Annotated in this window: 28 protein-coding genes and 1 other RNA gene; 14 read left to right on the top strand and 15 right to left on the bottom strand. The window is 57.6% G+C overall.

What is annotated here, in order from left to right:
- Positions 1–161: 161 nt before the first annotated feature.
- A complete protein-coding gene (locus tag Q7T36_RS06635; protein ID WP_304845484.1) occupies positions 162–1,343 on the bottom strand; it encodes an acyl-CoA dehydrogenase in 1,182 nt (393 codons plus the stop codon).
- Positions 1,344–1,468: 125 nt separating this feature from the next.
- Between Q7T36_RS06635 and Q7T36_RS06630 the strand changes: the two genes are divergently transcribed.
- Positions 1,469–2,827, top strand: coding sequence for an MATE family efflux transporter (locus tag Q7T36_RS06630; protein WP_304845481.1), 1,359 nt, complete (start codon positions 1,469–1,471; stop codon positions 2,825–2,827).
- Between the two features lies 1 nt (position 2,828).
- Here Q7T36_RS06630 and tusA read toward each other — a convergent pair whose 3' ends face one another.
- From tusA to purU, 3 genes are read right to left on the bottom strand one after another with little or no spacing between them, the layout of a single operon-like run.
- Positions 2,829–3,071 (bottom strand): sulfurtransferase TusA, encoded by a 243-nt coding sequence (tusA, locus tag Q7T36_RS06625; RefSeq protein ID WP_304845479.1) that lies wholly within the window; start codon positions 3,069–3,071, stop codon positions 2,829–2,831.
- Positions 3,072–3,103: 32 nt separating this feature from the next.
- A complete protein-coding gene (locus Q7T36_RS06620) occupies positions 3,104–4,348 on the bottom strand; it encodes an MFS transporter (protein ID WP_304845476.1) in 1,245 nt (414 codons plus the stop codon).
- Positions 4,345–5,202, bottom strand: coding sequence for a formyltetrahydrofolate deformylase (gene purU / locus Q7T36_RS06615; protein WP_304845473.1), 858 nt, complete (start codon positions 5,200–5,202; stop codon positions 4,345–4,347). Before purU ends, Q7T36_RS06620 begins: the two co-directional genes overlap by 4 nt.
- A gap of 191 nt (positions 5,203–5,393) precedes the next feature.
- Between purU and Q7T36_RS06610 the strand changes: the two genes are divergently transcribed.
- Entirely contained in the window at positions 5,394–5,918 is a 525-nt protein-coding gene (locus Q7T36_RS06610; RefSeq protein ID WP_304845470.1) for a porin family protein, read from the top strand.
- 490 nt (positions 5,919–6,408) lie between these two features.
- On the opposite strand, the gene Q7T36_RS06605 is transcribed toward Q7T36_RS06610, so the two are convergent.
- A complete protein-coding gene (locus tag Q7T36_RS06605; RefSeq protein ID WP_304845467.1) occupies positions 6,409–9,357 on the bottom strand; it encodes a hypothetical protein in 2,949 nt (982 codons plus the stop codon).
- Positions 9,358–9,481: 124 nt separating this feature from the next.
- Positions 9,482–10,177, bottom strand: coding sequence for a TetR/AcrR family transcriptional regulator (locus Q7T36_RS06600; RefSeq protein WP_304845464.1), 696 nt, complete (start codon positions 10,175–10,177; stop codon positions 9,482–9,484).
- 130 nt (positions 10,178–10,307) lie between these two features.
- Between Q7T36_RS06600 and Q7T36_RS06595 the strand changes: the two genes are divergently transcribed.
- The 5 genes from Q7T36_RS06595 (at position 10,308) to Q7T36_RS06575 (ending at position 13,643) form a co-directional block, all read left to right on the top strand.
- On the top strand, positions 10,308–11,750 hold the full coding sequence (locus Q7T36_RS06595) for a coniferyl aldehyde dehydrogenase (RefSeq protein ID WP_370690065.1): 1,443 nt from the start codon (positions 10,308–10,310) through the stop codon (positions 11,748–11,750).
- A gap of 97 nt (positions 11,751–11,847) precedes the next feature.
- Positions 11,848–12,084: a 50S ribosomal protein L28 gene (gene rpmB, locus Q7T36_RS06590; RefSeq protein ID WP_304845460.1), complete on the top strand. Its 237-nt coding sequence runs from the start codon at positions 11,848–11,850 to the stop codon at positions 12,082–12,084.
- A gap of 28 nt (positions 12,085–12,112) precedes the next feature.
- Entirely contained in the window at positions 12,113–12,268 is a 156-nt protein-coding gene (gene rpmG, locus Q7T36_RS06585) for a 50S ribosomal protein L33 (protein ID WP_130411689.1), read from the top strand.
- Between the two features lie 76 nt (positions 12,269–12,344).
- Positions 12,345–13,163, top strand: coding sequence for a bifunctional DNA-formamidopyrimidine glycosylase/DNA-(apurinic or apyrimidinic site) lyase (gene mutM, locus Q7T36_RS06580; RefSeq protein ID WP_304845452.1), 819 nt, complete (start codon positions 12,345–12,347; stop codon positions 13,161–13,163).
- 129 nt (positions 13,164–13,292) lie between these two features.
- Positions 13,293–13,643 (top strand): hypothetical protein, encoded by a 351-nt coding sequence (locus tag Q7T36_RS06575; RefSeq protein WP_304845449.1) that lies wholly within the window; start codon positions 13,293–13,295, stop codon positions 13,641–13,643.
- A 92-nt stretch (positions 13,644–13,735) separates the two neighbouring features.
- On the opposite strand, the gene Q7T36_RS06570 is transcribed toward Q7T36_RS06575, so the two are convergent.
- From Q7T36_RS06570 to Q7T36_RS06560, 3 genes are all read right to left on the bottom strand, one after another.
- On the bottom strand, positions 13,736–13,993 hold the full coding sequence (locus tag Q7T36_RS06570) for a YfhL family 4Fe-4S dicluster ferredoxin (RefSeq protein WP_304845446.1): 258 nt from the start codon (positions 13,991–13,993) through the stop codon (positions 13,736–13,738).
- Between the two features lie 3 nt (positions 13,994–13,996).
- Complete coding sequence (coaD, locus tag Q7T36_RS06565; RefSeq protein ID WP_304845443.1) at positions 13,997–14,488, bottom strand: pantetheine-phosphate adenylyltransferase; 492 nt, start codon at positions 14,486–14,488, stop codon at positions 13,997–13,999.
- 65 nt (positions 14,489–14,553) lie between these two features.
- Positions 14,554–15,183: a FecR family protein gene (locus tag Q7T36_RS06560; protein ID WP_304845440.1), complete on the bottom strand. Its 630-nt coding sequence runs from the start codon at positions 15,181–15,183 to the stop codon at positions 14,554–14,556.
- A gap of 211 nt (positions 15,184–15,394) precedes the next feature.
- Between Q7T36_RS06560 and smpB the strand changes: the two genes are divergently transcribed.
- The 3 genes from smpB to Q7T36_RS06545 all read left to right on the top strand — a co-directional run bounded on the left by smpB (position 15,395) and on the right by Q7T36_RS06545 (position 18,164).
- Positions 15,395–15,874, top strand: a complete 480-nt coding sequence (smpB, locus tag Q7T36_RS06555; protein ID WP_304845437.1) for an SsrA-binding protein SmpB — start codon at positions 15,395–15,397, stop codon at positions 15,872–15,874.
- A gap of 64 nt (positions 15,875–15,938) precedes the next feature.
- Positions 15,939–16,289: a transfer-messenger RNA gene (gene ssrA, locus Q7T36_RS06550) on the top strand.
- A gap of 327 nt (positions 16,290–16,616) precedes the next feature.
- Positions 16,617–18,164 carry a TerC family protein gene (locus Q7T36_RS06545; RefSeq protein WP_304845435.1) on the top strand — a complete coding sequence of 516 codons (1,548 nt, stop codon included), beginning with the start codon at positions 16,617–16,619 and terminating at the stop codon, positions 18,162–18,164.
- A 42-nt stretch (positions 18,165–18,206) separates the two neighbouring features.
- On the opposite strand, the gene Q7T36_RS06540 is transcribed toward Q7T36_RS06545, so the two are convergent.
- The 3 genes from Q7T36_RS06540 to Q7T36_RS06530 are packed head-to-tail and all read right to left on the bottom strand — an operon-like array spanning position 18,207 to position 20,589.
- Positions 18,207–19,580 carry a sensor histidine kinase gene (locus tag Q7T36_RS06540; protein WP_304845431.1) on the bottom strand — a complete coding sequence of 458 codons (1,374 nt, stop codon included), beginning with the start codon at positions 19,578–19,580 and terminating at the stop codon, positions 18,207–18,209.
- Complete coding sequence (locus tag Q7T36_RS06535) at positions 19,577–20,239, bottom strand: response regulator transcription factor (RefSeq protein ID WP_304845428.1); 663 nt, start codon at positions 20,237–20,239, stop codon at positions 19,577–19,579. Before Q7T36_RS06535 ends, Q7T36_RS06540 begins: the two co-directional genes overlap by 4 nt.
- Positions 20,239–20,589, bottom strand: coding sequence for a PepSY domain-containing protein (locus tag Q7T36_RS06530; protein ID WP_304845425.1), 351 nt, complete (start codon positions 20,587–20,589; stop codon positions 20,239–20,241). The genes Q7T36_RS06535 and Q7T36_RS06530 overlap by 1 nt, the downstream gene beginning before the upstream one ends.
- Before the next feature lie 142 nt (positions 20,590–20,731).
- Between Q7T36_RS06530 and Q7T36_RS06525 the strand changes: the two genes are divergently transcribed.
- Genes Q7T36_RS06525 through Q7T36_RS06515 form a run of 3 tightly spaced genes read left to right on the top strand, consistent with a single transcriptional unit; the run spans position 20,732 to position 22,428 of the window.
- A complete protein-coding gene (locus Q7T36_RS06525; protein WP_304845422.1) occupies positions 20,732–21,184 on the top strand; it encodes a DUF1924 domain-containing protein in 453 nt (150 codons plus the stop codon).
- 20 nt (positions 21,185–21,204) lie between these two features.
- Entirely contained in the window at positions 21,205–21,702 is a 498-nt protein-coding gene (locus Q7T36_RS06520; RefSeq protein WP_304845419.1) for a diheme cytochrome c, read from the top strand.
- A 12-nt stretch (positions 21,703–21,714) separates the two neighbouring features.
- Positions 21,715–22,428: a cytochrome b/b6 domain-containing protein gene (locus tag Q7T36_RS06515; RefSeq protein ID WP_304845416.1), complete on the top strand. Its 714-nt coding sequence runs from the start codon at positions 21,715–21,717 to the stop codon at positions 22,426–22,428.
- Positions 22,429–22,497: 69 nt separating this feature from the next.
- Here the strand turns inward: Q7T36_RS06515 and Q7T36_RS06510 are convergent, their stop codons facing one another.
- Positions 22,498–23,208 carry an FKBP-type peptidyl-prolyl cis-trans isomerase gene (locus Q7T36_RS06510; protein WP_304845413.1) on the bottom strand — a complete coding sequence of 237 codons (711 nt, stop codon included), beginning with the start codon at positions 23,206–23,208 and terminating at the stop codon, positions 22,498–22,500.
- Positions 23,209–23,393: 185 nt separating this feature from the next.
- Between Q7T36_RS06510 and ybaL the strand changes: the two genes are divergently transcribed.
- Complete coding sequence (ybaL, locus tag Q7T36_RS06505; protein ID WP_304845410.1) at positions 23,394–25,121, top strand: YbaL family putative K(+) efflux transporter; 1,728 nt, start codon at positions 23,394–23,396, stop codon at positions 25,119–25,121.
- Here the strand turns inward: ybaL and Q7T36_RS06500 are convergent.
- Positions 25,111–25,341, bottom strand: a complete 231-nt coding sequence (locus tag Q7T36_RS06500; protein ID WP_304845408.1) for a hypothetical protein — start codon at positions 25,339–25,341, stop codon at positions 25,111–25,113. The two genes, ybaL and Q7T36_RS06500, sit on opposite strands and share 11 nt — an antisense overlap.
- 3 nt (positions 25,342–25,344) lie before the next feature.
- Complete coding sequence (locus Q7T36_RS06495; protein ID WP_304845406.1) at positions 25,345–26,217, bottom strand: SPFH domain-containing protein; 873 nt, start codon at positions 26,215–26,217, stop codon at positions 25,345–25,347.
- Positions 26,218–26,270: the final 53 nt, after the last annotated feature.

Raw genomic sequence — 26,270 nt, 5'->3', positions numbered from 1 at the left:
GGCGTGTTTCTCCTTTTGATTGGCATTGGCGACTGCCAGCGACATTCTCCGTACTGACAGTGACGGAATAATGACCATACTAATAATATGCCTAGTCAGAAGGGGCCACAACCGGTCCTGATGTAAAGGCCGACCAACGGGTCGGCCCTTGTCGAACCACGTCAGAAAGCCGGTATTCCGGTAATCAAACGCCCAAGAATCAGCGCATGGATATCGTGCGTGCCCTCATAGGTATTCACCGCCTCCAGGTTCAGCATGTGCCGGATCACACCGTACTCATCGGACACGCCGTTACCGCCATGCATGTCACGGGCGACCCGGGCAATGTCGATGGCCTTGCCGCAGTTGTTGCGCTTGATCAGGGAGATCATTTCGGCGCTGGCGGTGCCGTTATCCATGGCACGCCCCACCGTCAGGGCCGCGTTCAGTCCCAGGGCGATTTCCGTCTGCATGTCCGCCAGCTTCTTCTGCACCAACTGGTTGGCGGCCAGCGGCTTGCCGAACTGCAAACGGTCCACCGTGTACTGGCGGGCGGCATGGAAACAGGCTTCCGCCGCCCCCATCGAGCCCCAGCCGATGCCGTAACGGGCGCGATTGAGGCAGGCAAACGGCGCGGCAATGCTGTTGGCGTCCGGCAGGCGGTTTTCCTCCGGTACAAAGACATTATCCATCACGATCTCGCCGGTTACTGAGGCGCGCAGGCTGAATTTGCCTTCGATTTTCGGGGCGGAGAGGCCGGACATGCCCTTTTCCAGCACAAAGCCGTTGATCTTGCCGTCCTCATTGCGCGCCCAAACCACAAACACATCGGCAATGGGGGAATTGGTAATCCACATCTTGCTGCCATTCAACACCCAGCCGCCTTCGGCGCGCTTGGCGCGGGTCTTCATCCCGGCGGGGTCGGAACCCTGATCCGGTTCGGTAAGTCCGAAACAGCCCACCCACTCGCCGCTGGCCAGCCTCGGCAAATACTTCTGCTTCTGCGCTTCGGAGCCAAAGGTATGAATGGGATACATGACCAGGCTGGACTGCACGCTCATGGCCGACCGGTAACCCGAATCCACCCGCTCCACTTCCCGCGCCACCAGACCGTAGCTGACATAATTCAGCCCGGCGCAACCATAGCCGTCCAGCGTACAGCCCAGAAAGCCCAGCGCGCCCATTTCCGTCATGATTTCGCGGTGAAAGACCTCATGGCGGAACGCTTCACACACACGAGGCAGCAACTTTTCCTGACAATAGGCATGGGCAGTCTCGCGAACCTGCCGCTCTTCAGTCGTCAGCAGGGAATCCAGTTGCAGGACATCGTCCCATTGGCCTAGGGCCAGTTTGTGTGTCGCCATGTCAGTCGCCTCAGAAAAGATGACCGGAGTCTAGCGCCCGCGCCGCCAATTACCAAGATTGACATCTACTGCCGGTCATTCCGCCCGGCTTCTTGTTAAACTGCGCGCCTACTCCGGAGCATGGCATGTCCCGCTGGCAACACGAACTCAAACAATTGCTGACGCTGATGACTCCTATCCTCGTCACCCAGCTGGCGCAGGCCGCCTACGGCTTTGTCGATACCATCATGGCCGGGCAGGTGTCGTCACTGGACCTCGCTGCCGTCGCTATCGGCTCCGGATTATGGTTGCCGGTATTCCTGCTGATCTCGGGTACGGTCATGGCCACCACGCCGTTGGTGGCGGCAGCGTATGGCGCGGGCCGCTATACCGATGTGCCGCGCATTGTTCACCAATCGCTATGGGTCGGGCTGTTTTGCGGCGTCAGCGGCATGGCGGTCATGAGAATGCTGCCGTTCAGCTTCGACCTGCTGCATGTCCCCGCCCACCTGCAAGGCCCGACACGCCTGTATCTGGAAGGTGTCGCCTGGGGCATGCCCGCCGTGGCCATCTTTTGCGCGCTGCGCTTTTACAGCGAAGCCTTGGGCCGAACACGTCCGGTGATGGTGATCAGCGTGCTTGGTGTCCTGCTCAACATCCCGGCCAACGATGCCTTCATTCACGGGAAGTACGGATTGCCGGCCATGGGCGGCGCAGGCTGCGGTTGGGCGACCGCCGTGGTCATGTTCACCCTGATGCTGGTCCTTCTCGCCTGGGTGCTGCTGGCACCCTCCTACGCCCGTTACCGCTTGTTCCGGGAGAAGCCGGTGCCGGACTGGCCGCGCATCCGCCATATCTTCGCCTTGGGGCTGCCAATCGGCATCGCCATTTTCTTTGAGGTGAGTGTGTTTTCACTGGTGGCGTTGCTGGTCAGCCCGCTGGGGGAACAAACCGTCGCCGCGCATCAAGTCAGCATGTCGGTCACTTCGCTGTTGTTCATGGTGCCGCTCAGCCTCGCCATCAGCATGACCATCCGCACCGGGCAGGCCTTTGGCCGTCATGATTGGACCGCCATCCGTCTGGTGCGCCGGACCGGCCTGACGCTGACCACCGGCATTGCCTGCCTGTCGGCGCTGTCGATTGTGGCTTTTCGCGACACCATCACCTCGGTTTATTCTACCGACCCCTCGGTACGCGACATGGCTGCCGGACTGTTGCTGTTTGCCGCCGCTTATCAGGTCTTTGACGCCCTGCAAGTAGGTGCTGCGGGATGCCTGCGCGGCGTACAGGACACCCGCAGTCCAATGGTGCTGACATTGATCGCGTATTGGGTGATTGCCATGCCGGTCGGCTACAGCCTGGGCATGACTACTTTCTGGACTCCGGAGCCGATGGGAGCACGGGGGTTCTGGATCGGGCTGGTAACGGGCCTGGGGGCGGCCTGCCTGCTACTGAACTGGCAGTTGGGACGAAAGTTGCTGCGGCTGGAGAAGCGCTGGTCCTGACTCAGCCTTTGCGGATGACATAGACATATTCGTCGTCACGACGGGATTGGGAAACCAGTTCATGCCGCAGGAAATTGCAAAATTTGGGAATATCGCGCTCTGTAGACGGATCGGTGGCCAGCACTTCCACCAACTCACCGCTTTTCATCCCCCGCACCACTTTGTGCAACATCATCACCGGCTCCGGGCAAAACAAGCCGCGAGCATCCAGTCTATGGGGCTGTGCTGGATCAGAGGTTGTCATGGCGGCTCCTGGAGCGAAATGGTCGGGCGGCATTATATCGTCCGTCCGGCTCGTTCGGCATCCCTGCCCCAATAAACCACGGGAAGCAACAGGCAAAACCCCAGCCCCATGGCCAACAGGTAATACCCCGTATAACCGAGGTATTCAGCCACCGGTCCCGCCAACAGATGCGCCAGTCCGCCCGTCATGGCCAGAATGCTCACCTGAAGCGTAAAATCCGCTCCGGCATGATTGGACCGGCAATAGTCCATGACCACCGTCAGCAATGCAACGGTTGCCAGCCCGCCAGCCAGATGCTCCAGCGCATTGATGCCATAGACAGCCCAAGGTGTCACCGCATAGCCCAAACTCCACTGTTGCGACAATAGACCATAGGCCCCCAAACCCAGCGCCTGCAATAAACCAAAGCCCGCCAAGGCCGGATAGCGCCCCCAGCGGGCAATCAGCCATCCCGCCAGCAATGCCCCGACAACCGTCGCCAGTGAACCCAGAATGCTGATCTGCAAACCCAGTTGCTTCAGATTGAAGCCCATATCGACCAGCATCGGCTTGACCATGGCTGATCCGAGCCCGTCAGCCACTTTGTAACTCAGCAGCACCCCCAGCCAGGCTGGAAATCCTGGCGTGCGGATAAAGGAGTGAAAAGTTTTCAGATAGCCGTGGTCTTGCACCACGCGAGGTGCTTCATCTTGCTCACGGTGAAAGAGGATTGGCAGGGTCAGCAGCACCAGCAGCCCGGCCACAGCAAGGAAAGCTCCCGTCCAACTCCAGGCACCCAGCAGGTAAAGCAGCAACCCGCCACCGACAATCAGTCCCAGCCGGTATCCGGCGACTTGAATACTGTTCCCCAGCGAACGTTCACCCTTGGCCAGAGTGCGTACCGCCATGCCGTCAGTAGCAATATCCTGGGTCGCCGCCAGCAGGTTCAGCAGGAACATCATCAAAAAAAAGGTAACGATCCCCGGGGTGGTGCTCAGACTCTTGGGATCAAAACAGGCCACCAGCACCACCAGCCCGGCGCAGGTCAATTGCAGCGGGACAATCCAGCTACGGGCGCGACCTAATTGCGGGTGATGCCAGCGATCCACGAAGGGTGCCCAGAAGACCTTCAGCGCCCACGGCAGCGCCAGCAACGCCGTCAGGCTGATTACCGTCAGGGACACGCCCTGCGTGCGCAGAATGGCCGGGAGCGCCTGGTTATAGATACCTGTTGGCAGTCCCTGCGCAAAGTACAGGCTCAGCAGGATGGCCAGACGGGCGCTGAGGGGGGCTGTCATGCAAAAACAATGGTCTTGTTGCCATGGACAATCACCCGGTCCTCCAAATGCCAGCGAACGGCTCTCGCCAGCACATTGCGTTCCACGTTTTGCCCCAGCTCCCGCAAAGTTTCGACCGACTCACGATGTGACACGCGCTCCACCCCTTGTTCAATAATGGGGCCCTGATCCAGATCAGCGGTTACATAATGGGCGGTTGCGCCAATCAGCTTGACGCCCTTGTCATAGGCCTGCTGGTAGGGATTTGCCCCCACAAAGGCCGGCAGGAAGGAATGGTGGATATTGATGATCTTGTGCGGCCATTCGTTAACAAAGTCACCGCTGAGAATCTGCATGTACCGCGCCAGCACCACCAGATCATTTCCTTTCAGCAAGGCCTGTATTTTGGCTTCCGCCTCAATCTTGTTGTCCTTATTGACCGGAACCACCTGGAACGGCACGCCAAAACGGCCCACGGACTCGACCAGCGCATCATGGTTACTGATCACCGTCGAAATCTCGCACGGCAAAGCGCCGCTGGACCACCGCCACAGCAGCTCCATCAGAGCATGGTCAACCTTGGATACCAGGATGGCGACTTTCTTGACATCGTCCGCATAACTGATGCGCCAATCCATGTTGTAGTGGCGGGCCACCCGCTCCTCAAAGGTCTGCGCCAGCAAATGCCGCGACATATCCACATGCGGCGTCTGGAACTCCAAACGCATGAAATAGGTTCCGCCTTCAGGGGCGGAAGCATGCTGGTCCAGATCAGTGATGTTGGCGCCATGGTTGTACAGGAAGCTGGATACGGCACTGACAATGCCGGGTTTATCGGGGCAGGTAATCAGCAGGCGGGCGGTGCGTGAAGTCATGTTTCTCTCAGGATGAAGATCACTGCAAGCGTATAAAACACACCGCAAAGCGATCAGAAAACGGTATTGTCCATCATAACTGCTTATTACTGTCTTTTTAACGGCTTCGCACCTTGACAGGACTCGTGTTTTGAAAAATCATCTGCGAGTATCCGTGGAACTAATTCCTCCTACAACACACAGGAATCACAATGAACCGTCTTACCCTGGCCCTCGTGGCTGCATTGGGCACTTCTGCCGCTTTTGCAATGGAAAAACCCTACGTAGGTGTCGACTACCAAGTCCAATATCATGACTTCGGCGGCTCCAGCGATGTTCAGCCTGATGCCTTTCGACTGCGTCTGGGCACGGACATTAATTCGTATCTTGGGGTAGAGGCTCAAATCGGTGTGGGCGGTTCATCCGACAGCATCGTTGTGGACAACGCCGGCACGACTTGGGATGTCAAAACAGACAGCTTTTATGCCCTTTTCGTCAAGCCGCAAATCAGCATCGGAAGCGCTGCCAGTATCTTTGCCTTGGCTGGCGGCTCCTACGTAGACATTTCCGCATCGTCAAATTCCGGTAAATCAGTCAAGGGCTTTGAAAACGGTTTTGCCTACGGAGCCGGGGTTGATGTCAACATTTACAAAGGCGTGCGTCTGGGGGCCGACTACATTCAGTATCTCGACTCTTTCAATGCCGTCAGCGTTGGCATCCGTATTCCGCTCAATTAACGCCTGTTTTCTGTAAAAAAGCCGTCTTTATGACGGCTTTTTTACGCCTGCTCATTGCCGATACATATTCTTTGGGTAGGAAGCGTAGCCACTTCCGCCATCTTCGTGATGGACGTTGCTCAAGGCAGGCTGACGATTTCCCAAGGTAAGACGCGCGCCCTTCCTGCTAAGACCTTTCGGATACGGTGCAGCGTTCCATGCAAGTATCGGTCTTTATCAATGAAAGCCGCCTTACCCCGCAGCCTCTATCCGCTTCTTGTTCGTCAGACCGGCATTTTCCTTTGGCTAACTTTAGTTTCAGGATCGCCCGTGACACTCTGGCCGCTCGGCTAACACTTCCCCTTGCCAGAAGAGTAGCGGAATTTCACTTCCAAGCCACCCAACTGGCCACCACATCCGGTCAGGCCACACGTGCTCGTACTGCGCCATGCCTGACGCATAATAAAAAAAGGCTGCGCAACGCGCAGCCTTAGTTTAAAACACCATGACGTCAGGGAGCATCAGGTAGTCCCAACGGAAGAATACCCCCGTCATTCAGCTTTAACTTACACGCAGCTGAGCCAGTCTTGATTGAAGCAGAGGTAGGGTTATAAACAGGGGGCACACTTGAATCTGGCGTATAGGTCAGAGTTACCAGTGTTTGCCCAAAGGCGCTCCTCAATCCACCAGGAGGACTAACAGCTTCGTTACTCAAATCAGCCGCCATCGCAGGCAAAGTAAACTCGCTCTCAGATGTAGACTCAGATCCAGTTACACCAGTTGACGCAGTTAATTTAACCTGCAACCAGTTGGCATAGCTTTTTGCATAAATCACATCAAAGTCCACATAACCGCTGGAGTTGGTCTTAACTACCTTTTGGCTGACTGTAACCGGATTCAGCGGCCATAAGCCGAGATCTCCATTCAAGTCTTCTCCCGGATCCAATCTTCCGTTGAGATTGGTATCCTCATTCAGACATGCAATGGGGGGCATTTCAGCAGCTGTATCCGCACCAGAAACAATATAACCAAAAGTCATTGCCTTGAAAGTAGTACGGTCAATCGCTTTGGGCAACCACGACTTGGCTACGGAGTTGTAGTAATAGAAACCTTTCAGGTAATAGGTTGGGATAACCGTCAGTGTAACCTCCTGATTAGCCACCGGACCACCCGCAGCGTTGGTCACCATCACCTGATAGGCAAATGAATATGTTGTGTCACTCAGGGCTGCGATTTTGTTGCCGGTACCCAAAGTTACAGAAACCGGAGAGCCACTCACAGTAAGAAAAACAGGCTCCTTAACCTTGACGGAAGCAAAAGCAGGGTCTTGCAATGAAGCAGTAATCTGGATGTAATCCTTGGCCGTATCTGTGTTTCCGGCCGTGTAGGACACTTTGGCAATACCGTCACTATCAGTCGCAACAAGGGCATTACCTCCAGTAAACCCACCACCGGAAGTATCATTTACAGTATTAAACTGCACAAACTGACCCTTGACTGGGTAATCATCCTTGTCAAGAACTCTGGCAACAATTTCGGTAGACTCTTTTCGATCAAGGGTTGTCCTTAGGGCCAAGGCGGTAATCTTGGCGGGGATAGTTGCCGCAAAAGAGACAGCCTCATTAGACAACAGGGTCACTTTATTAGTCACACTATCTACGACACGCACGTTAACAAAAGCCGTACCCGGCTCGACTGACCTAAGTATAGCCGTCATCTCGCCAGCCGCATCCAATACCGCAGGGCTGGGCAGAGACAGCGTACCCAGCGAGGTCGACGCAATCACATTCCCAGCCAGTGGAACACCTGCATTATCCGCTTTGACTTTGACGGTATAAGAAGTATTCAACCGCAAATCCTCTTTTACCGGCTTGAGGGCACCATCCAGCACCTGCACAGCAAGATTCTTCGACGAAACATCCACAGCGACAGTGTTCAATGGCGATGCATTGTCTTCAATCGAAGTCGCGTATCTACTAACAGCAGAAACAGTTCCTCCGACAGCGCTGGGCGCCATTGTAAAAGAAGCCAGTCCGCTATTGTTCGTGGTCTTGGATTGCGAAGCTGCAACTCCATCACCAGACAATGTGATTGATGCGCCAGACACAACATTACCAAGGCCGTTTGTGACCTTCGCCGTCACAGGAAAAGCCACACCGGATGCTGTATTCACAATCTCCGGAGACAACTCGATTTTGCTCCCTGTCAGCTGGACATCCACACAGTCAACCGGTTTTTCGGACACAGCATCCGAATCAACCACGGCATAAATGCGACGAGATCCATTCCGCCAATCCGACACCAGCAAATTTGTCGTTGCAATGCCATTGACGTCAGTAAGGGATGAGGAACTTGACAAGTCACCCTTGCTGTTTTTATCCAAAGGTCGACCGGTATCATATTGAGTTACGTCACCAATCCCTGACGGATTAGTAGAGCATGCCGACTGCGCCTTCGGCATTCCATCTCCGATTTTAAAGATGACCGATTGATTGGGTACACGGCCACTGGATGCGTCGACCACAATTGCCGTCAACTTAACCGTGTCACTCCCAGTCTTGAGCTCGGACTTCTCTGCTCTAAGAACAACGCTAAACTTATCAACGATCGAGAAAGGGATGGTTGAAGTCGTCTTGCTCAAATTTTTGTCTGTATAGGTAACTACCAGACCATGAGCGCCCGTTAACGCACGCTGGCCGTCCGCATCAATACCGACACTGACTGAATAGATATCATTGCCCTTTTCATCGACACCAGCTTCTTTAACAAAAACAGGCCTTGTCGTACTCAGCAAAGACTGAAGCGCCTCACTTCCGACCGGGAATGAAAGCGAAACCGAACCCTCATTAGTGGTTTTACCGTACCCGGTTGCATCCAGAGGCTCCTTAATACGGATTTTAATTGTCGCGCTTGTGTTGCCGGATGTTGGCAACAGCAGATTCCCCGGCATAACTGCATTCCCGGCCCCCAGGAAGACAGGATCGGCAATTACAAAGGCAGATGGTGTGACGCCAGGATTAACTACCGTATAGTTCATGGCCACGGGATCTGACTGGTTGCCGGCCGCATCAGTGTAAGAAGCAGTCACCGTACCATCACCCTCGATATCGCCACCAATGACCTGGAAGGTCACGTTACCCACCTGACCGGGAACAGCACTGGTAGTACCAGTGATTGTTTTGGCTCCACGCAAGAATGTTCCAGGACCAGTAATAGTTAAAGTCACAACTTGGTTAGCGACACCTGCACCGCTCCGGTCCTTGACTGACAACACTAGCGCAGCCGCGCCGCCCTTGTAGGGCACGGGGATGGCAACCGATGTATCTGTCACAAAGCCCAAGGTATTATCCGACTTACCGGACAAGGTGAGGGAACCGCCCCCCCCGCCGCCGCAGGAAACCACCATCAATGCCGCCAAGACATAGCCCAGACCTTGCCCTGAGCGTTTCCGATTGTGCATTGTTATGAACCCTCGTTTATTGTTGCTTTTGCGCCGCGCCCCGTTAATGTCAATCCATAGCCCACAGCAGACAAAGACGCCAAGACGCACCATTGCCGAGTTATACTGGATAACAACCAAAACTTCAATCGGTTAAGACGCCCAACTCCACGGACTGTGAAGCGTTTGGCTGTGATTCATTCTCTATCCCTTCATAGCGCCGCATCAATTCACTCAGCCTGTCCCGCGCCTCACCTTTCAGGTAGGGGGCCTCAAGGCAAATGATCTGGAAAATGCCGCGACGCAGATGGCTGCGACTCAATGCCACCTCATCGCCAAAGAAGCCGCTGCTGGTAACAAAAGACGCCCAACTGGTGGTAACAATCCAGATATTCACGATCAGCCCCCGCACCTCCTGCTCTCCAATCACCACCAGGTCTGCTTCCCGCAATCCGGAATAGACCTGATAAGCCTGAGCCATCACTTTCTTGGCAAACTCGCGATAGGCAACCCGGAGCCGCTGGCTTTCTTCCAGCAAATGACCCAGATCGCGATGAAGGAACCGGTACTCCCATAACTGATTGAAAATCGCCTCCAGGTAGCCCATTTTGTCGTCATAAGTCATGACCCGGTCCTGGGGGACGCTGAGCGAGTCCAGCATGCTGGACTGGTAAGCCTGAAACAGCGCGAAAATAATGTCTTCCTTGCTGCGGAAATGGTAATACAGGTTGCCAGGACTGATATTCAGCGCCGCCGCGATATGGTTGGTCGTCACATTCCGCTCACCATCCGCGTTGAACAAGCCCAGGCTTTTGATCAGTATCCGGTCTTTGGTTTTCAATTTTTATCCTCAATCCACCGTCCGGCGGAAATTTCAAGCTTTCATTTGACACATTAGAGCAAATACTCTAAAACTACAAATGTTTTCCATGAAGCAGGCTTTGCCCTGCCCTGACTGTCGAGGCCGAACCATGACCGCTAGCGTCTCCCTCCATAACACCGATCATCCCGAAGTCGCCGCCATGCTGCGCGCCTTTGACACCCAGCGCACCGCTTTCCGCCTGCGTCCCGGCACCTCCGCCAGCGAACGCCTGGCTTTGCTGGACAATCTTCGCGGCGTTCTGGTCAAGTACCAGGATGAACTGTGCAGGGCTATTGCCGCTGATTTCGGCCATCGCTCACATCATGAAACCAAGTTCGCCGAGATTTTGACGTCTCTGGAGAACATCAAGTACTACACCAAGAACCTGCGCAAGTGGATGGAGCCCGAAAAGCGCCATATCAGCGCTACGCACATGCCTGCCAAGGGCTGGGTGCAGTATCAGCCACTCGGTGTCGTAGGCATCATCACGCCCTGGAACTATCCGGTGTTGCTGGCCCTCAGCCCGCTGATTTGCGCGCTGGCCGCCGGCAACCGCGCCATGATCAAAATGTCCAGCTTCACACCGCGCACTGGCGAAACACTGAAGCGCGCACTGGCTGAAGCATTCAGCGAAGACCAAGTCGCCGTGGTTACCGGTGGCGGCATCGTTTCTGACGCGTTCAGCCGTCTGCCGTTCAACCAGATGACCTTTACCGGCTCCACCAACGTTGGCCGCACGGTCATGGCCGCCGCTGCCGAAAACCTGACGCCGGTGCTGCTGGAGCTAGGCGGGAAATCGCCTTGCATCATCCATGAATCCTACCCGATGGCGGACGCTGCCCAGCGCATCGCCTTCGGCAAGTGCTGGAACGCCGGCCAGACTTGTGTCGCTCCTGACTACGTCTTCATCCCGCGCGGCAAGACCCCTGAGTTTGTCGCCGCGATGCGCAAGGCCGTGACCACGATGTATAGCAGCTTGGTCAACAACCCGGACTACACCAGCATCATCAATGACAAGCAGTACAAGCGCATCAGTTCCTATATTGATGACGCCAAGGCCCAAGGCGCCGAGATTTTTGAAATCAATCCGGCCGGCGAGTCTTTCGCCGGCACCCGGAAGCTGCCGGTTCTGCTGGTGGGCAAGGTCAAACCGGACATGCTGATCACCCAGAATGAAATCTTCGGCCCGGTGCTGATGATGATGGAATATGACCGTCTGGAAGACGCCATCCATTATATCAACGATCGCCCGCACCCCCTCGCCTACTATTACTTCGACTATGACGAGAAGCGCGCAGACTTCGTGATGCGCAATTCCCAGTCCGGCGGCTTCTCCGTCAACGACGTCATCACCCACGTTGCCGTGGAAGACCTGCCCTTCGGCGGTGTCGGCCACTCCGGCATGGGCAAGTACCATGGCAAGGAAGGTTTCGCCTCCTTTTCCAATGCCCGCTCGGTGTTAGTAAAGCCTAAATTCTGGACGGTCCGCTTCCTGGCTGCCCCTTTCACCAAGCCCACTCATAAAATCATCGAAAAAGTGCTGCTTAAATAACACAGCACTTGCCGTCAAGGGGCTATTTTGGTATAAATGCGCCCCTTGCTGTCTGCCGCTCATGGCGGCGGATCTGATTGCATTGCGGAGTTTCCTAATGTCTAAAGTTTGCCAAGTTACCGGGAAGCGTCCCATCACCGGTAATAATGTTTCCCACGCCAACAACAAAACCAAGCGCCGGTTCCTGCCGAACCTGCACTACCATCGTTTCTGGATGGAAAGCGAAAAGCGTTTTGTGCGTCTGCGTGTTTCCTCCAAGGGTATGCGCACCATCGACAAGCTGGGCGTTGACGTGGTTGTTGCCGACCTCCGTGCCCGCGGCGAAAAGATCTAAAGCCTGATTTGGCCCGGAGTTAAGCATCATGCGTGACAAGATTCGTTTGGTATCCTCTGCCGGTACCGGCTATTTCTACACCACCACCAAGAACAAGCGCACCATGCCTGGCAAGATGGAGATCAAGAAGTTTGATCCCAAGATCCGCCAGCATGTTGTGTTCAAGGAAGCCAAAATCAAGTAATTCTTGATGGCAGCTGCCCAAGGCCCGACCGAGCGCAAGCCCGGCCGGGCTTTTTGTTTTGCATGGGAGCCATGTCGTGCCAGAACTGCCTGAGGTTGAAACTACCCGGCTGGGTTTGAAACCCGTGCTGGGGCAAACCGTGTGTTCTGTGAATATCCGCAACCCTTCACTGCGCCTGCCGGTCTCGGCGGAAATCAGCCAGTTGGCGGGTCAGTCCCTGCTTGAGATTCGCCGTCGCGGCAAGTATCTGCTGTTCAGGACGGAGAGCGGTTGGTTCCTGGTTCATCTGGGGATGTCCGGCAGCCTCCGGCTGGCGGTAGCCGCCGAAGCCCCGCGCAAACATGATCATATCCTGCTGGAGCTTTCGGAGGGGCTGTCGCTGCGTTTTCATGACCCGCGCCGGTTCGGCTTGTTCTTGTGGCTGGGAGGCGCGGTAGAAAGCCATCCGTTGCTGACCACAATGGGGCCGGAACCCCTGAGTGACAGTTTTACCGCCGAACATCTCTTCAAGCTCAGCCGAACCCGTTCCATCCCGGTTAAAAGCTTCATCATGGACAATCATGTGGTCGTGGGGGTTGGAAATATCTACGCCGCCGAGACGCTTTTTTATTCCGGCATTCATCCCCTGCTTCCTTCCCGGAACCTGTCCATAACAGACTGTGCGCTGCTGCACACCACCATCCGGCATATCCTGGGGCAGGCCATCCTGCGGGGCGGAACCACGCTGCGTGACTTTGTGAACAGCGCGGGGAATCCAGGCTACTTCCAGCAGCAGTTGATGGTTTATGGCAGGGAAAGTAAAACTTGCAGAATATGCGGCAACCAACTGCATTTACTGCGGATTGGCGGGCGCAGCAGCGTTTTCTGTCCGTCTTGCCAACCCGTACGCCCCTAAAGGCTTGCATCCGGATGGAAGTCCGTTTAGATTCAGCAACATTAGAACTATGAAAGCGGCCGGCGGCCTGTAGAATCGGTCCCGGAGATTTTTCCCCGACCCGCGCCCGACACACGCAAGGAGACAATAATGACTTTTTCTACCCGTCGCGCCATTGCAGGACTGCTGCTGATCACCTCCGGCATGACTGCAACACCCCTCATGGCTGACGAACTGGATGATCAGATCAACGAGCGCCCCAGCGGCGGCGCCATGGCCATGGACGCCATAATTGCCCGTCCCTTGCTGTTTGCCGGGACTCTGGGCGGCACCGCCCTCTTCGTCGCCACCCTGCCCTTTTCAGCGCTGGGCGGCAAGGTTGAGGAGGCCGCCAACACCTTGGTTGTCGGGCTGGCCAAGTCCACGTTTACCCGCTGCTTGGGCTGCACCGCGACACAGGACGCCTGGAAGAACAAGCCGATCACCAACGAACAACCCTGAATCGGGCGGTTGCGGCAGAATTACTGCCCCAACCCTTTCCGGGACAGCTTGTCTGACCGTTTGTGCTTGATTAAGGCAAGAAAAAGGCCCTGCTAAGCGGGGCCTTTTTCTTGCAGGCGCTTTGCCTTCAGCAACAACGCCTCTCTCGTTTCAGGATGCCTCGGGTCAAGCGGTATACAGCTGACCGGACAAATTTTCTGGCATTGGGGCTCCTCAAAATGCCCGACACATTCGGTGCACTTTCCTGGATCGATCTCGTAGATATCCGGCCCTTGGAAAATGGCTTTATTGGGGCACACCGGCTCGCAGACATCGCAGTTGATACATTCATCAGTAATGATCAGCGCCATGCCTTAAACGCCTTCCTCGGCAAACTTCCGATTGAAAGCAGAAACCACCTCCGGCGGCACGAATTTTGACACATCACCACCGAGACGGGCAATTTCACGCACCAGTGTTGAAGAAATGAAGGAGAGATGCTCGGCAGGAGTGAGGAAGACCGTTTCGAATTCACTTTCCAACTGACGATTCATGTTGGCCAACTGGAATTCGTATTCAAAATCGGATACCGCGCGCAGACCGCGCAACACGGCGGTTGCCTTCTGCTCCACGAAAAAGCGGGCCAGCAAGTCACTGAAGCCGCAAACGGTGACATTGGGAAGATGGCCAATGACGTTCTGCACCAGCTCCACGCGCTCTTCCAGCGTAAACAGCGGCTTTTTATGATGGCCGGCCGCTATTGCCACCACGACTTCATCAAAGAGCCGCGAAGCCCGTTCAACCAGATCCTTGTGGCCATTGGTGATGGGATCGAAGGTTCCCGGGTAGATTACACGCGTTTTCATGGCTGGGGCTCCGTGTCGGTCGTGGCCAATGGTACCGAACCCGGAGCCAGGATGCCAGAAAGACCTTATTCCGGAGTTATGGTGGCAACCGCGCGCTGCAGTTTTTCGTCCCCCCAAGCCTTGGGTTCAGCAGGATTGCCAGACGGCGCCACCGTGGTGCCCAGACCCGGCTTATCCAGTTCTACCTGCCCCTTGTCGTTCTTGACATAGACGCCCTTGCCGCTAAGCATGATGACATCCAGCGAGCCATCGGGAGACACACCGAAACCACCCCAAAAATCGGTGCCGCGAACGCCAATGGTCGCCACGGAGGTGGTGACCTCAAAACGATGGGGGCGTTTGGTGATCGAGCCGGTGACACTGCGGAACGCGCCCTTAACCAAGTCAAACAAGGCGATATTCGGCTGCTTGCGGAATATCCGGTAATCCCGGATCACCAGCTCGCTGTCTTTGCCGACCGTCAGTTTGGTGCCGTCGCGCAAGGTCAGCTCGGCGACACTGCCGGGCTTGGTGCGAAACAGGTCTCCCCGGCAGACTTTAGCCCCGACTTGCGGTGTAACCGTTTCCGAATTCCGGACCAACTCCACCGTCCCCTTGACTCCGGCAACCTGCCCTACCCGGCATTGGGCGGGGTTAAGGGCGGCTGAAGCCGCACCGGACATCAACACAGCCATCAGCAGGATTTGCTTTTTCATGAACTTACTCCATCAGTGCTATACGCAGTGTTTGGCGAAAACAACCGACCGAATTGAATACGATTGATTCGCGATATCGACATCCGGGTATAGCACATTTTCTCCCGGTACAATCCATGACAAAACCAAGGACAAAAACCGAGATGTCTCTGCCATAGGCACGGCAAATTGAGGCAGAATAGGCCTATCAGGCTATGACAGAATTTTGGCAATGACCAGCAGTAACAAAAAGACATCAGACGGCAGCAATATTGCACTGAACCGCAAGGCGCGCCATGAGTACTTCATTGAAGAAACCTTTGAAGCCGGGCTTGTTTTGCAGGGTTGGGAAGTCAAGGCGCTGCGGGCCGGCCGTTTAAGCCTGATAGACGCTTATGTGCTGTTGAAGGATGGCGAGGCTTTCCTGCTGGGGACGAACATCACCCCGTTGCTGTCCACTTCCTCCCACTATGTCCCCGAAGCAACACGCACCCGCAAGATGCTGCTGAACAAGCGCGAACTGGACCGGTTGATCGGTGCGGTCAAGCAGAAGGGCTTTACCTGCATCCCGCTGTCGTTTTACTGGCAGCACGGCAAGGTCAAGTGCGAAATTGCGCTGGCCAAGGGCAAGCAGCTGCACGACAAGCGCGATACGGACAAGGATCGCGACTGGCAACGTGAACGCGGCCGTTTACTGCGTGACCGGGGATAATTTCTTTTCCCCTTCTTGAAATGTTCGCGGAAACCACCAGATTAAGCGTATAATGAACTAACACGGGGGTGTACTGGCTTCGACGCCGGTGATGAAACTCTGTGGAGCATGCCGAGAGTGAGATGCCTCTCGTAAATAAAAATCTCAATTGCTTAACCGCAAACGACGACACTTACGCACTCGCCGCCTAACGGCGAAGCACTGAACCTGAATGTCTGTGGTCGGGGAATGTGCGCGTACGCTACACAGGCTCGCTTTATGTTTCGCCTCGCGACACAAAGCTAAAACCTAGAGGATCGCTTGTTGCGCCCTGCCTGTCGGGTAGCAACCGGCTAGATTAATTGATAAGGCTAAGCATGTAGAACCAGGGGCGTAGTGCCGTCGGACGGGGGTTCAACTCCCCCCACCTCCACCATATTGCCTTCCCCGTTGCAACAAAAAAGCCCTGAATCCCTCGATTCAGGGCTTTTTTGTGCCTTGGCACCGCAAAATCCAGAACCGGCGGTCGCCCTTAACCGGTTGTTCCCGCCCACGGCATGCATTAAACTGCGGCCATTATCGCTACCGGAAGGTTACGCTTGTACCCTTTTGCCAGATTAAACCGATGTTGCCGCTTTACATGCACCGATGCCGTGCCCCTTGGCGCATGGACGCCTGCCGAAACAGTTACTCGTTCACAACCGCCACGCTCAATACCTTCGTATCCCTGCACCTCGCCCCACATCCTGACCGAGTTTAATTCATGGAATTCCTGATGGACCCCTCAATCTGGGTCGGCCTGCTGACACTGGTCGTCCTGGAAATCGTACTGGGTATCGACAATCTGGTCTTCATCGCGGTATTGGCCGACAAGCTGCCACCGCACCAGCGAGACCGTGCGCGCCAGATCGGCCTGTCGCTGGCCATGGTGATGCGCCTGGGGCTGCTGTCGGTGATGTCATGGCTGGTGACCCTGAACACCCCGTTATTCGAGGCTGCCGGCTTCCACTTCTCCGGCCGTGACCTGATTCTGCTGGCCGGAGGCGTGTTTCTGGTTTTCAAGGCCACCATGGAACTGCATGAGCGCCTGGAAGGCACGACACACCATACCGGCTCCAGATCGGCCTATGCCGGCTTCTGGATGGTGGTGGCTCAGATCATCATCCTGGACGCTGTCTTCTCGCTGGATGCCGTCATTACTGCTGTTGGCATGGTGGATCATCTCGGCATCATGATGGCGGCCGTGGTAATCGCCATGGCGGTCATGATTCTGGCTTCCAAGCCCTTGACCCGGTTTGTCAACAACCACCCGACCGTCGTTATCCTGTGCCTGAGCTTCCTGTTGATGATTGGCTTCAGCCTGATCGCCGAAGGCTTTGGCCTGCATATACCCAAAGGTTATCTCTACGCAGCCATCGGTTTTTCGATTCTGATTGAAACCTTCAATCAGGTTTCATGGCGGAATCTGTCCCTACAGGAAAACCGCTTGCCCTTGCGAGAGCGGACGGCTGACACCATCCTGCGGCTCATGGGCGGGCGAAAATCAGCGGTAGAAATGGCGGAAAGTGAAGAGCCCGGAGCCCCTCCCGCCGCCTTTGGCGAAGAAGAGCGCTTCATGATTACCGGCGTGTTGTCGCTGGCCGAGCGCTCGCTGCGCACCATCATGACCCCGCGCGGCGATATTACCTGGGTCAATTGTGACAGTGATGCCGACGAGATTCGCGCGAAACTGCTGGACTCCCCCCACAGCCTTTTTCCGGTTTGCCGGGGAACATTGGACCACGTAATTGGCATTGTGGGCGCCAAGGAGCTGTTTGCCGCTCTGGAAAACGATCAGGATCTTGCCGCCTGCGCCTCGCTGCACCCCCCGATTATTGTGCCTGACCAAATGGACGTGATCCGCTTGCTGGGCGTGTTGCGCAAGGCCAAAGGCAGCTTGGTGCTGGCCGTGGACGAATATGGTTCAGTGCAAGGACTGATCACCCCGCTTGATGTGCTGGAGGCCATTGCGGGTGAATTTCCGGATGCGGACGAAACACCGGAGATTGTCCGCGAGGGCGAAGGCTGGCTGGTCAAGGGCAAAGCGGATTTGCATCAACTGGAGCAGTTGCTGAACGATATATCACTGGTCAGCCCGGATGATGACTATGTGACGCTGGCCGGGCTGCTGTTGGCCCAGCGTGAGCAAATGCCCGCCATTGGCGAGTTTTTCCTGTTTGGTGAATTCCGCTTTGAAGTGCTGGAAATATCGGACCGCCGCATAGAACTGGTTCGAATTACCCGGATGGATTTCGAAGCGCCACTGGAATGACGAACACGTAACTGCAAGGCTGCAGCCTTGGCCGGTGCCAGGTTACTCCGGCACGGCCGGAATGACCAGCACCGCCGCCACCCCGCCCAGCGCGGAGGCTTCCAGCCGGATGCTGCCGCCATGCAAGCGCGCCAGTTCATCCACAATGGACAGGCCGAGTCCTGAACCCGGAACCTGTTCATCCGCCCGCACGCCCCGCTGCAGCACCACTTCGCGTATGGGGGCAGGCAGGCCGGGGCCATCGTCCTCCACCCGGATTTCCAGCTGCATCCCCACTCGGCTCACTGTCACCGTCACTTGACGCCGCGCCCACTTGCAGGCGTTATCCAGCAGATTACCCAGCATTTCCAGCAAGTCCGGTTCCTGCCCGGCAAAGTAAATACCGTCCTGACATGACGATGACAGCTGCAACCGGCGCTCGGCATGCACCCGCTCCATCACCCGCACCAGGGACGCCAACGCCGGGCCCACCGCCGTGCGTTGGCCCGGCGCACCGGCCGAAGCCACCGCCCGCGCCCGCGCCAGATGCCAGTCCACCTGACGGCGGGCGGTTTCCACTTGCTCCCGAACCAAGACCGCCAGCACGCTGTCATCACCGGCGGCGGCATTGGACAGCACGGCCAATGGAGTCTTCAAGGCATGCGCCAGATTGCCCGCCCGGCTGCGCGCCTGTTCGACCATGCGGGCGTTCTGGTCCAGCACCTGATTGAAGTCATCAATCAAGGGCTGCACTTCCGCCGGAAAGTCCTCGGTCAGCCGCAAGGTTTCACCGGCACGCAGTTGGTTTACCGCCCGCTGGAGCCGCTGCAAGGGGGCAAGACCCACCTGAACCTGAAATCCCACAGCCAGCATCAGTCCCGCCGCCAGCACCGCCAGCGCTACGGCCATCAAGCCTACAAAGCGCCGCACCTGTGCATCCAGCGGCGCAATATCGGCCGCCACAACCAATTGCCAGCGGCGGCCCGGTTGCGATTCCACCCAGACCTGACGCTCCAGCACCCACAGCGTCTGCCCGGCAGGACCGGCCAGGCGGTGATCATGCACCGCCCCGTCAGGCAATCGATCCGACGGCAGCTTCAGCACGGCATCCCACAAGGATCTTGAACGCAGCACGGCCGGGCGGGAAGGACTGTTCACCTGCCAGTAACGACCGGAGTAGGGCTGCAACCAACGTGGCTCAATCTCGGGGTGACCGGGTTGTGGCTGCCCGTCAGCCGGCAACTCGAAGCCGGCGGTCAACCGGTCCAGTTCACGCAGCAACTCTGCCCGGAACTGGGTATCCACATGGTCACGGAACAACTGCGCCAGAACCAGTCCGGTCAACAACAGGGACAGGCCCACCCAGATCATCATGCCCGCCAACAACCGCAGACGCAGCGAGCGGCGCGCCAACCGGAGCGGTAGCGAGAGCGTCATGACGGAACCCGCAGCCGGTAACCCAGACCGCGCACGGTTTCGATCAGATCCTGGGGCAGCTTCTTGCGCAGGCGGCCGATAAACACCTCAATGGTGTTGGAGTCGCGGTCAAAATCCTGGGCATAGATATGCTCGGTCAGCTCGGTGCGGGAAATCAGGCGGTCGGGGTGATGCATCAGGTAGGCCAGTACCCGGTATTCATGGCTGGTCAAGGTCACGGCCTGCCCGTCCACCGTCACGCGACTGCTGCGCGTGTCCAGCTCCACCGGCCCGCAGGCCAACCGGGTGGACGCCTGACCGCCTGCACGCCGGATCAGCGCCCGCACCCGGGCCAATAACTCTTCCGGATGAAAGGGCTTGGTCAGGTAGTCATCGGCTCCGGCATCAATACCCGCCACTTTTTCGGACCAGTTGTCGCGCGCCGTCAGAATCAGCACCGGCTGCGTGCGGCCCATGGCGCGCCAGCGGCGCAGCACGGACAGGCCGTCCATTTGCGGCAGACCCAGGTCCAGGATCACGGCATCATAACTTTCCGTTTCCCCCAGGAAGAGGGCCTCACGCCCATTCCCGGAAACGTCCACGGCATAGCCGGCCTGCATCAGCGACGCCTGCAATTGCCCGGCCAGTGTCGGCTCATCTTCCACCACCAATACGCGCATCAGCGTTCCCCCGCCGCACCGGAGCGGCTTTGCCGGCGTTTCGTACCCAGCACCTCGCCGCTGCGGGCATCCACCTCTGCCTTGAGCAGTCGGCCATCCGGCAGCAGCAACTTGATTTCATAGAGCCAGCGCCCTTGCTCCCGCTCCAGTTCCACCTCCAGCACCTGCCCCGGATACAGCCGGCCCACCCGTTCCAGAATACGCGACAGCGGCTGGATTTGTCCGGCCTCCAGCGCCTGCCGGGCCTGTTCGTGGTCTTCGCGGCCGGAGGCGGATGCCTGTCCCGGCGGAAGGCATAGCGCACCGGCCAACACCGTCAACCGCAAGAAAGCTGCTATTTGCCGGTTCATGGAAACCCTCAAGCCGTGGAAATCGGGATGGCCGCCAGCATGCGCGGCCTTTCCTGAACGGCGGCTGAACGCAGGATTCAGGAAAGGTACAGCTTCGGGATACCAGAATAGCCCAATCGCCACAAGTCCGAGGGACGCCGACATGAACAAGCCAACTGTCACCAACCGTCAGGCCCTGCCTGCCAAAAACAATATCCTGCCATGGCTGGTGTTGCTAAGCACCCTGATATTGCCTTGGGTGCCGGGCTGGGCCCATGCCGCCGACACCTCCCCCGCCGCCCAGTTGCAACGCTGGTCGACACTGGCCGGTGAAAAACCCGACAGCGCCCGGGGGAAACAGTTTTTCACCAGCCGTCATGGCGGCGAATGGTCTTGCGCTTCCTGCCATGGCGTCCAGCCGGTTCGGCCCGGCAAGCATGCCTCCACCGGCAAGGTGCTGGATGCGCTGGCCCCGGCGGCCAATCCCCAGGCATTCACGACCGAGGCGCGGGTGGACAAGTGGTTCCGCCGCAATTGCAAGGATGTGCTTAGCCGAGAATGTACTCCGGGCGAAAAGGCGGATGTCCTGGCCTGGCTGATCAGCCTGAAACCCTGAACCCGATGACGGAGACTGCCATGAGCGCTATTTTTCAGAAGAACCCCGTCCATCAACCTGTCGTCCGGCTGCTGCTGGCGCTTTTGATCACCGCCGCCGGTCCGTTGCGGGCGGACGACGATGAATACTTTCGCCCTGTCACCCCCTCCCCCAAATATGTCCAGGAGTGCGGTGCCTGCCACATGGCCTTTGCACCGGGCCTGCTGCCTGCCGCCGCCTGGCAGAACATGATGCAGGGTCTGGACAAGCATTATGGCGTCAATGCCTCGCTGGAGGCAGCGGATATCCGTGAAATCGGCCGCTGGCTGCAAGTCAATTCCCGCAGTGACGGGAGAGCCCAAACCCCGCCGCCGGAAAACCGCATCACCCGCAGCGCTTGGTTTGTCCATGAACACCGCAAGATTGCCAGCGCAGTCTGGCAACGCAAGTCCGTCGGCAGCCGCAGTAATTGCGTCGCCTGTCACTCCGGGGCCGATCGCGGCAATATTGACGAAGATTTTATCCGGATTCCCCGTTAAGCGAGGTGCACGATGAATACATCCCTTTCCCCTACTGATACCCCGCGTGAGGCGGCAAAAGCTCCGGGCCGCCGCACCGTGGATGTCCCGATCCGCGCCTTTCATGCCCTGTTCGCCCTGAGCTTCACCGGCGCCTGGCTGACCGGCGACAGCGAACAATGGCGTCTGGTGCATGTGACGCTGGGCTACACCATGATCGGCTTGCTGGTGTTCCGCATCCTCTGGGGGCTGCTGGGGCCGCGCCATGCCGGGCTGGGCCTGCTGGTGCGCAGGCTGAAAAACCTCCCTTCGCCCAAGACTTTGATTAACGCCAAGGGAGGTGGCATGAATTGGCGTCCGGGCCTGCAATGGTTACTGGCGGCAATGATGGCCGGGTTGCTGTTGGTGACGGTCCCGGTGACCTTGAGCGGTTATGCGGTCTATCAGGAATGGGGTGGCGAGTGGCTGGAAGAAGTGCACGAGCTCTTTGGCAATGTCTTTCTCGCATTCGTGGTGGCTCACCTGGCGTTGATTGCCTGGCTGAGCCGGTTACAGCGGCAAAATCTGGCCATGCCGATGCTGACCGGTCGTCGTGCAGAAGCGGGAACCGACCTGGTGAAGAAAAACCATGCCTGGCTGGCCGTACTGATGCTGGTCTGTGTGGGAGGGTTCTGGGGCTGGCAATGGCAGCAAGCGCCTGTGAGCAGCGCGCCGATGGAAGCGGGTCAGGAACTTGATGACGATTGACTGCCGCCGGGACTGAAAATGAAACGGGCCGCTCAGCTTACACAGGGCGGCCCGTCCGATCACCCCGCCTTACTTGGGGGCGATTTCCAGCAGTTCCACCTCAAACACCAGCGTGGAATTGGGGGGGATGGGACCGCCGCCCTGTTCACCATAACCCAGCGTGGCGGGAATGGTCAGCTTGTACTTGGAACCGACCGTCATCAATTGCAGGCCTTCGGTCCAGCCCGGAATGACCTGGTTCAGCGGGAAAGTCGCCGGCTCGCCGCGCTTGATGGAGCTGTCAAACACTGTACCGTCAACCAGCTTGCCTTCATAGTTGACCTTGACGACATCAGTAGCCACGGGCTTGGCTCCCTTGCCTTCGGTGATCACTTCATATTGCAGGCCCGAAGCCGTGGTTTTCACCCCGGCTTTCTTGGCGTTTTCCAGCAGATAGGCTTCGCCCTTGCCTTTGGCTTCAGCCGCCGTCTTGGCCTGGCGCTCGACTGCTTCCTTCTTCATGCGGGCGTCAAAGGCCATCAGCACCGTCTTCATTTCGTCTTCTTTCAGCAGGCCGGGTTTCTTGGCATAAGCGTCCTGCATGCCAGCGGCGAAATTGGCGGTATCAAGCTTGGGCAGTTGGGCCTCCATGTTCTTGCCGGTCATGTAACCAATGCTGTACGCGGCCTTGGCGTCATCGGTCTCCAACTTGGTGGCTTTGGGAGCTTCAGTCTTGTTGCAGGCGGAAAGGGCAAGGCCCATGGCGATAACGAGGCCTGTGGCCTTGATGGAATGCTTCATCTGTGTCTTCCGGAGAGGGGTGGGGCAAAAGTCCCCGAAACTACACCGGATTATCGTAAAGCGCCAGCTTCGTATCGCAACCGGCTACAGGACGATTACAGAAGGATACGATGAGGTGGCTCGTTTATTGCTATCTTTTTAGAAATGATTCTTATTACATAAACCCCTCGCCTCAAGGAATACGCATGCCCCACGACATCAGCCTGATCACCACCATTACGGTTGGCTTAGCCCTGGCCCTGTTACTGGGCTATCTGGTCTCCCGCCTGAAAATGCCGCCGCTGGTGGGGTATCTGCTTGCGGGCATCATCATCGCTCCGTCCACACCCGGTTTTGTGGCCGATGTGGGGCTGGCCGCACAGTTGGCGGAAATAGGCGTCATCCTGCTGATGTTCGGCGTCGGCCTGCATTTTTCGCTTAACGACCTGATGTCGGTCAGACGCCTGGCCGTACCGGGAGCCATTGTTCAGATTACAGTGGCGACAGTGCTGGGAACGGCAACCGGCCTGGCTTGGGGCTGGCCCTTCGGACAGTCGCTGGTGTTCGGGCTGGCCCTTTCTGTGGCCAGCACCGTGGTGTTGTTGCGTGCGTTGGAGGATCGGGGACAACTGGACAGCATCAACGGCCGAATTGCCATTGGTTGGCTGGTCGTGGAGGATCTGGTCATGGTGCTGGCGCTGGTATTACTACCGCCGCTGGCGGGCTTGCTGGGCGGAAAGGCACCGGGCCAGGATTCCGGCAACAGCATCGCCCTGACACTGTTGCTGACCCTGGCCAAGGTCGCCGGCTTCCTGACCCTGATGCTGGTGGTGGGCAAGCGCCTGTTTCCAAAGCTGTTGTGGATGGTTGCGCGCACCGGCTCCCGCGAGCTGTTTACGCTGTGTGTGGTCGCCACGGCGCTGGGCGTAGCCTATGGTTCGGCAAAACTGTTCGATGTCTCTTTTGCCTTGGGAGCCTTTTTCGCGGGCATGATGATGCGGGAATCCGAATACAGCCACCGGGCGGCGGACGAGTCGTTACCCCTGCGGGATGCCTTTTCGGTGCTGTTCTTTGTCTCGGCAGGCATGCTGTTCAACCCGCAAATACTGCTGACAGATCCGCTGAAGGTGCTGGCGGTGGTTGCAATCATCATGCTGGGCAAGACTGTGGCCGCCATCGCCCTGGTGCTGCTGTTCCGCTATCCATTGAACACCGCACTAACGGTCGGCGCCGGTCTGGCCCAGATTGGCGAGTTCTCTTTCATTTTGGCAGGATTGGGCATGGCGCTGGGTTTATTGTCCATTGAAGCCAACAGCCTGATTCTGGCCGGAGCGCTAATCTCAATTGCCCTGAATTCACTGATGTTTACCGCCATCAAACCGGGACTGGCCTGGATTCGGCAGCACTCCGAGCTTGCCCGCCGCCTGGAACGGAGTGAAGACCCGTTGGCGCAATTGCCGGTGACCGTCGATGAGAAACAGCTCACCGGACAGGTGGTGCTGGTCGGCTATGGCCGGGTGGGGCGGCGTATTGCGACACAACTGGAGGCCGCCGGCATTCCTTATGTAGCTGCCGAACAGAACCGCGAACTGGTGGAGGCTTTGCGATCGCGAAGCATTCCGGCGGTATCCGGCGACGCCTCAACTCCCGAAGTGCTGATTCAGGCGCACATCCATCGCGCCGGCCTGCTGGTCATCACCTCACCCGACAGCTTGCAGGCCCGCCGCATGGTCGAAATCGCCCGGGAGCTCAATCCAGGCGTGGGAGTCCTGCTGCGCACCCATAGCGATGAAGAGAGCGGGATGCTGACCCGGGACAAGATGGGCACTGTTTTCTTCAGCGAAGATGTGCTGGCGCAGAGCATGAGCCGCCACATTCTTGAGCGCATGAAAGCCGGGGCGCATCCCTGCCCTGATCCACGGGTTACGGATTAGGTTTCCGGGATGCCGAAATCAACTGGAACACCGCCCAGCCATCAAGCGCTATCCCCACCCCCAGCAACGACCAGGCCACCGCCTTGTCCGCCAGCGCCGGAATAACCTGCGGGGCGAACAAGCCCAACACGCCCCCGGCCAGAAACAGGCCGGCCATCGATGTGGCCGCAAAAAAAAGTGGCGGCAGCTTCAGCTTGGCGCCCGGTTGATGGTTGGCCATGACTCACTCCTTGCCTACGTTCAGCACCGGTTGCGTTTCGGTATCAGAAACCAGTACGGTCATCAGGTTGATGACCAGTTTCACGCGGTCGGATTCCCCCAGCTTGACCACGCTTTCCGACTCCAGCTGGTCGATGGCCAGCTTGACCATGCCGACCGCGCCGTCAACAATGCGGGTGCGGGCGGCCACCACGGCTTCGGCCTGCTGGCGGCGCAGCATGGCGCTGGCGATTTCCGGGGCATAGGCCAGATGCGCGATCCGGGCCTCGACGATTTCAATCCCGGCCAGCAGCACATGCTCCTGGATCGACTCGGCCAGCAAGCGCGCCACGGCGTCCATATCACCGCGCAGCGAATTGAGGCCATGGGTGTCGCCGTCATACCAGCGGGCGCTGACCACGGCGCGAACGGCGGATTCACTCTGGATGACAACGTAGGTGCCGTAATCCTCGACATCGAACAGGGCGCGCGCCGTATCCGCCACTTTCCAGACCACCACGGCGGCCACTTCCACCGGATTACCGGCGCGGTCGTTGACCTTGAGGGTGGGCGTGGTCAGATTGTGCACGCGCAAGGAAATGCGCTGACCGGCGTAAAACGGATTCACCCAGAAGAAGCCGTCATCCTTCATGGTGCCCGCATAACGGCCGAAAAAGGTGAATAACGCCGCCTGATTCGGTTGCAGGATGTTGAAGCCCTTGGAAATAAACATCAGCAGCGGGATCGAAATGATGGCCGGAACCGAAGGCACGCCCTCCCCGACCACCGGCACCCCGATGATTTTCCAGACCGCCATGGCAAACAGCGCCAGCCACACCGGCAACACCAGCCACCCGGAAAGCCCGGACACCACCTTTTCCTGACTTTGCATGTTCATCCTTTGGCCCTCATGAAGGGTTAGTAATTTGCGGCCAGTCTAGACTGCGGGTG

The sequence above is a fragment of the Fluviicoccus sp. genome (genome assembly GCF_030646115.1).
In the GTDB taxonomy this organism is placed as follows: domain Bacteria; phylum Pseudomonadota; class Gammaproteobacteria; order Pseudomonadales; family Moraxellaceae; genus Fluviicoccus.
This window is presented reverse-complemented; position numbering and strand designations above follow the sequence as displayed.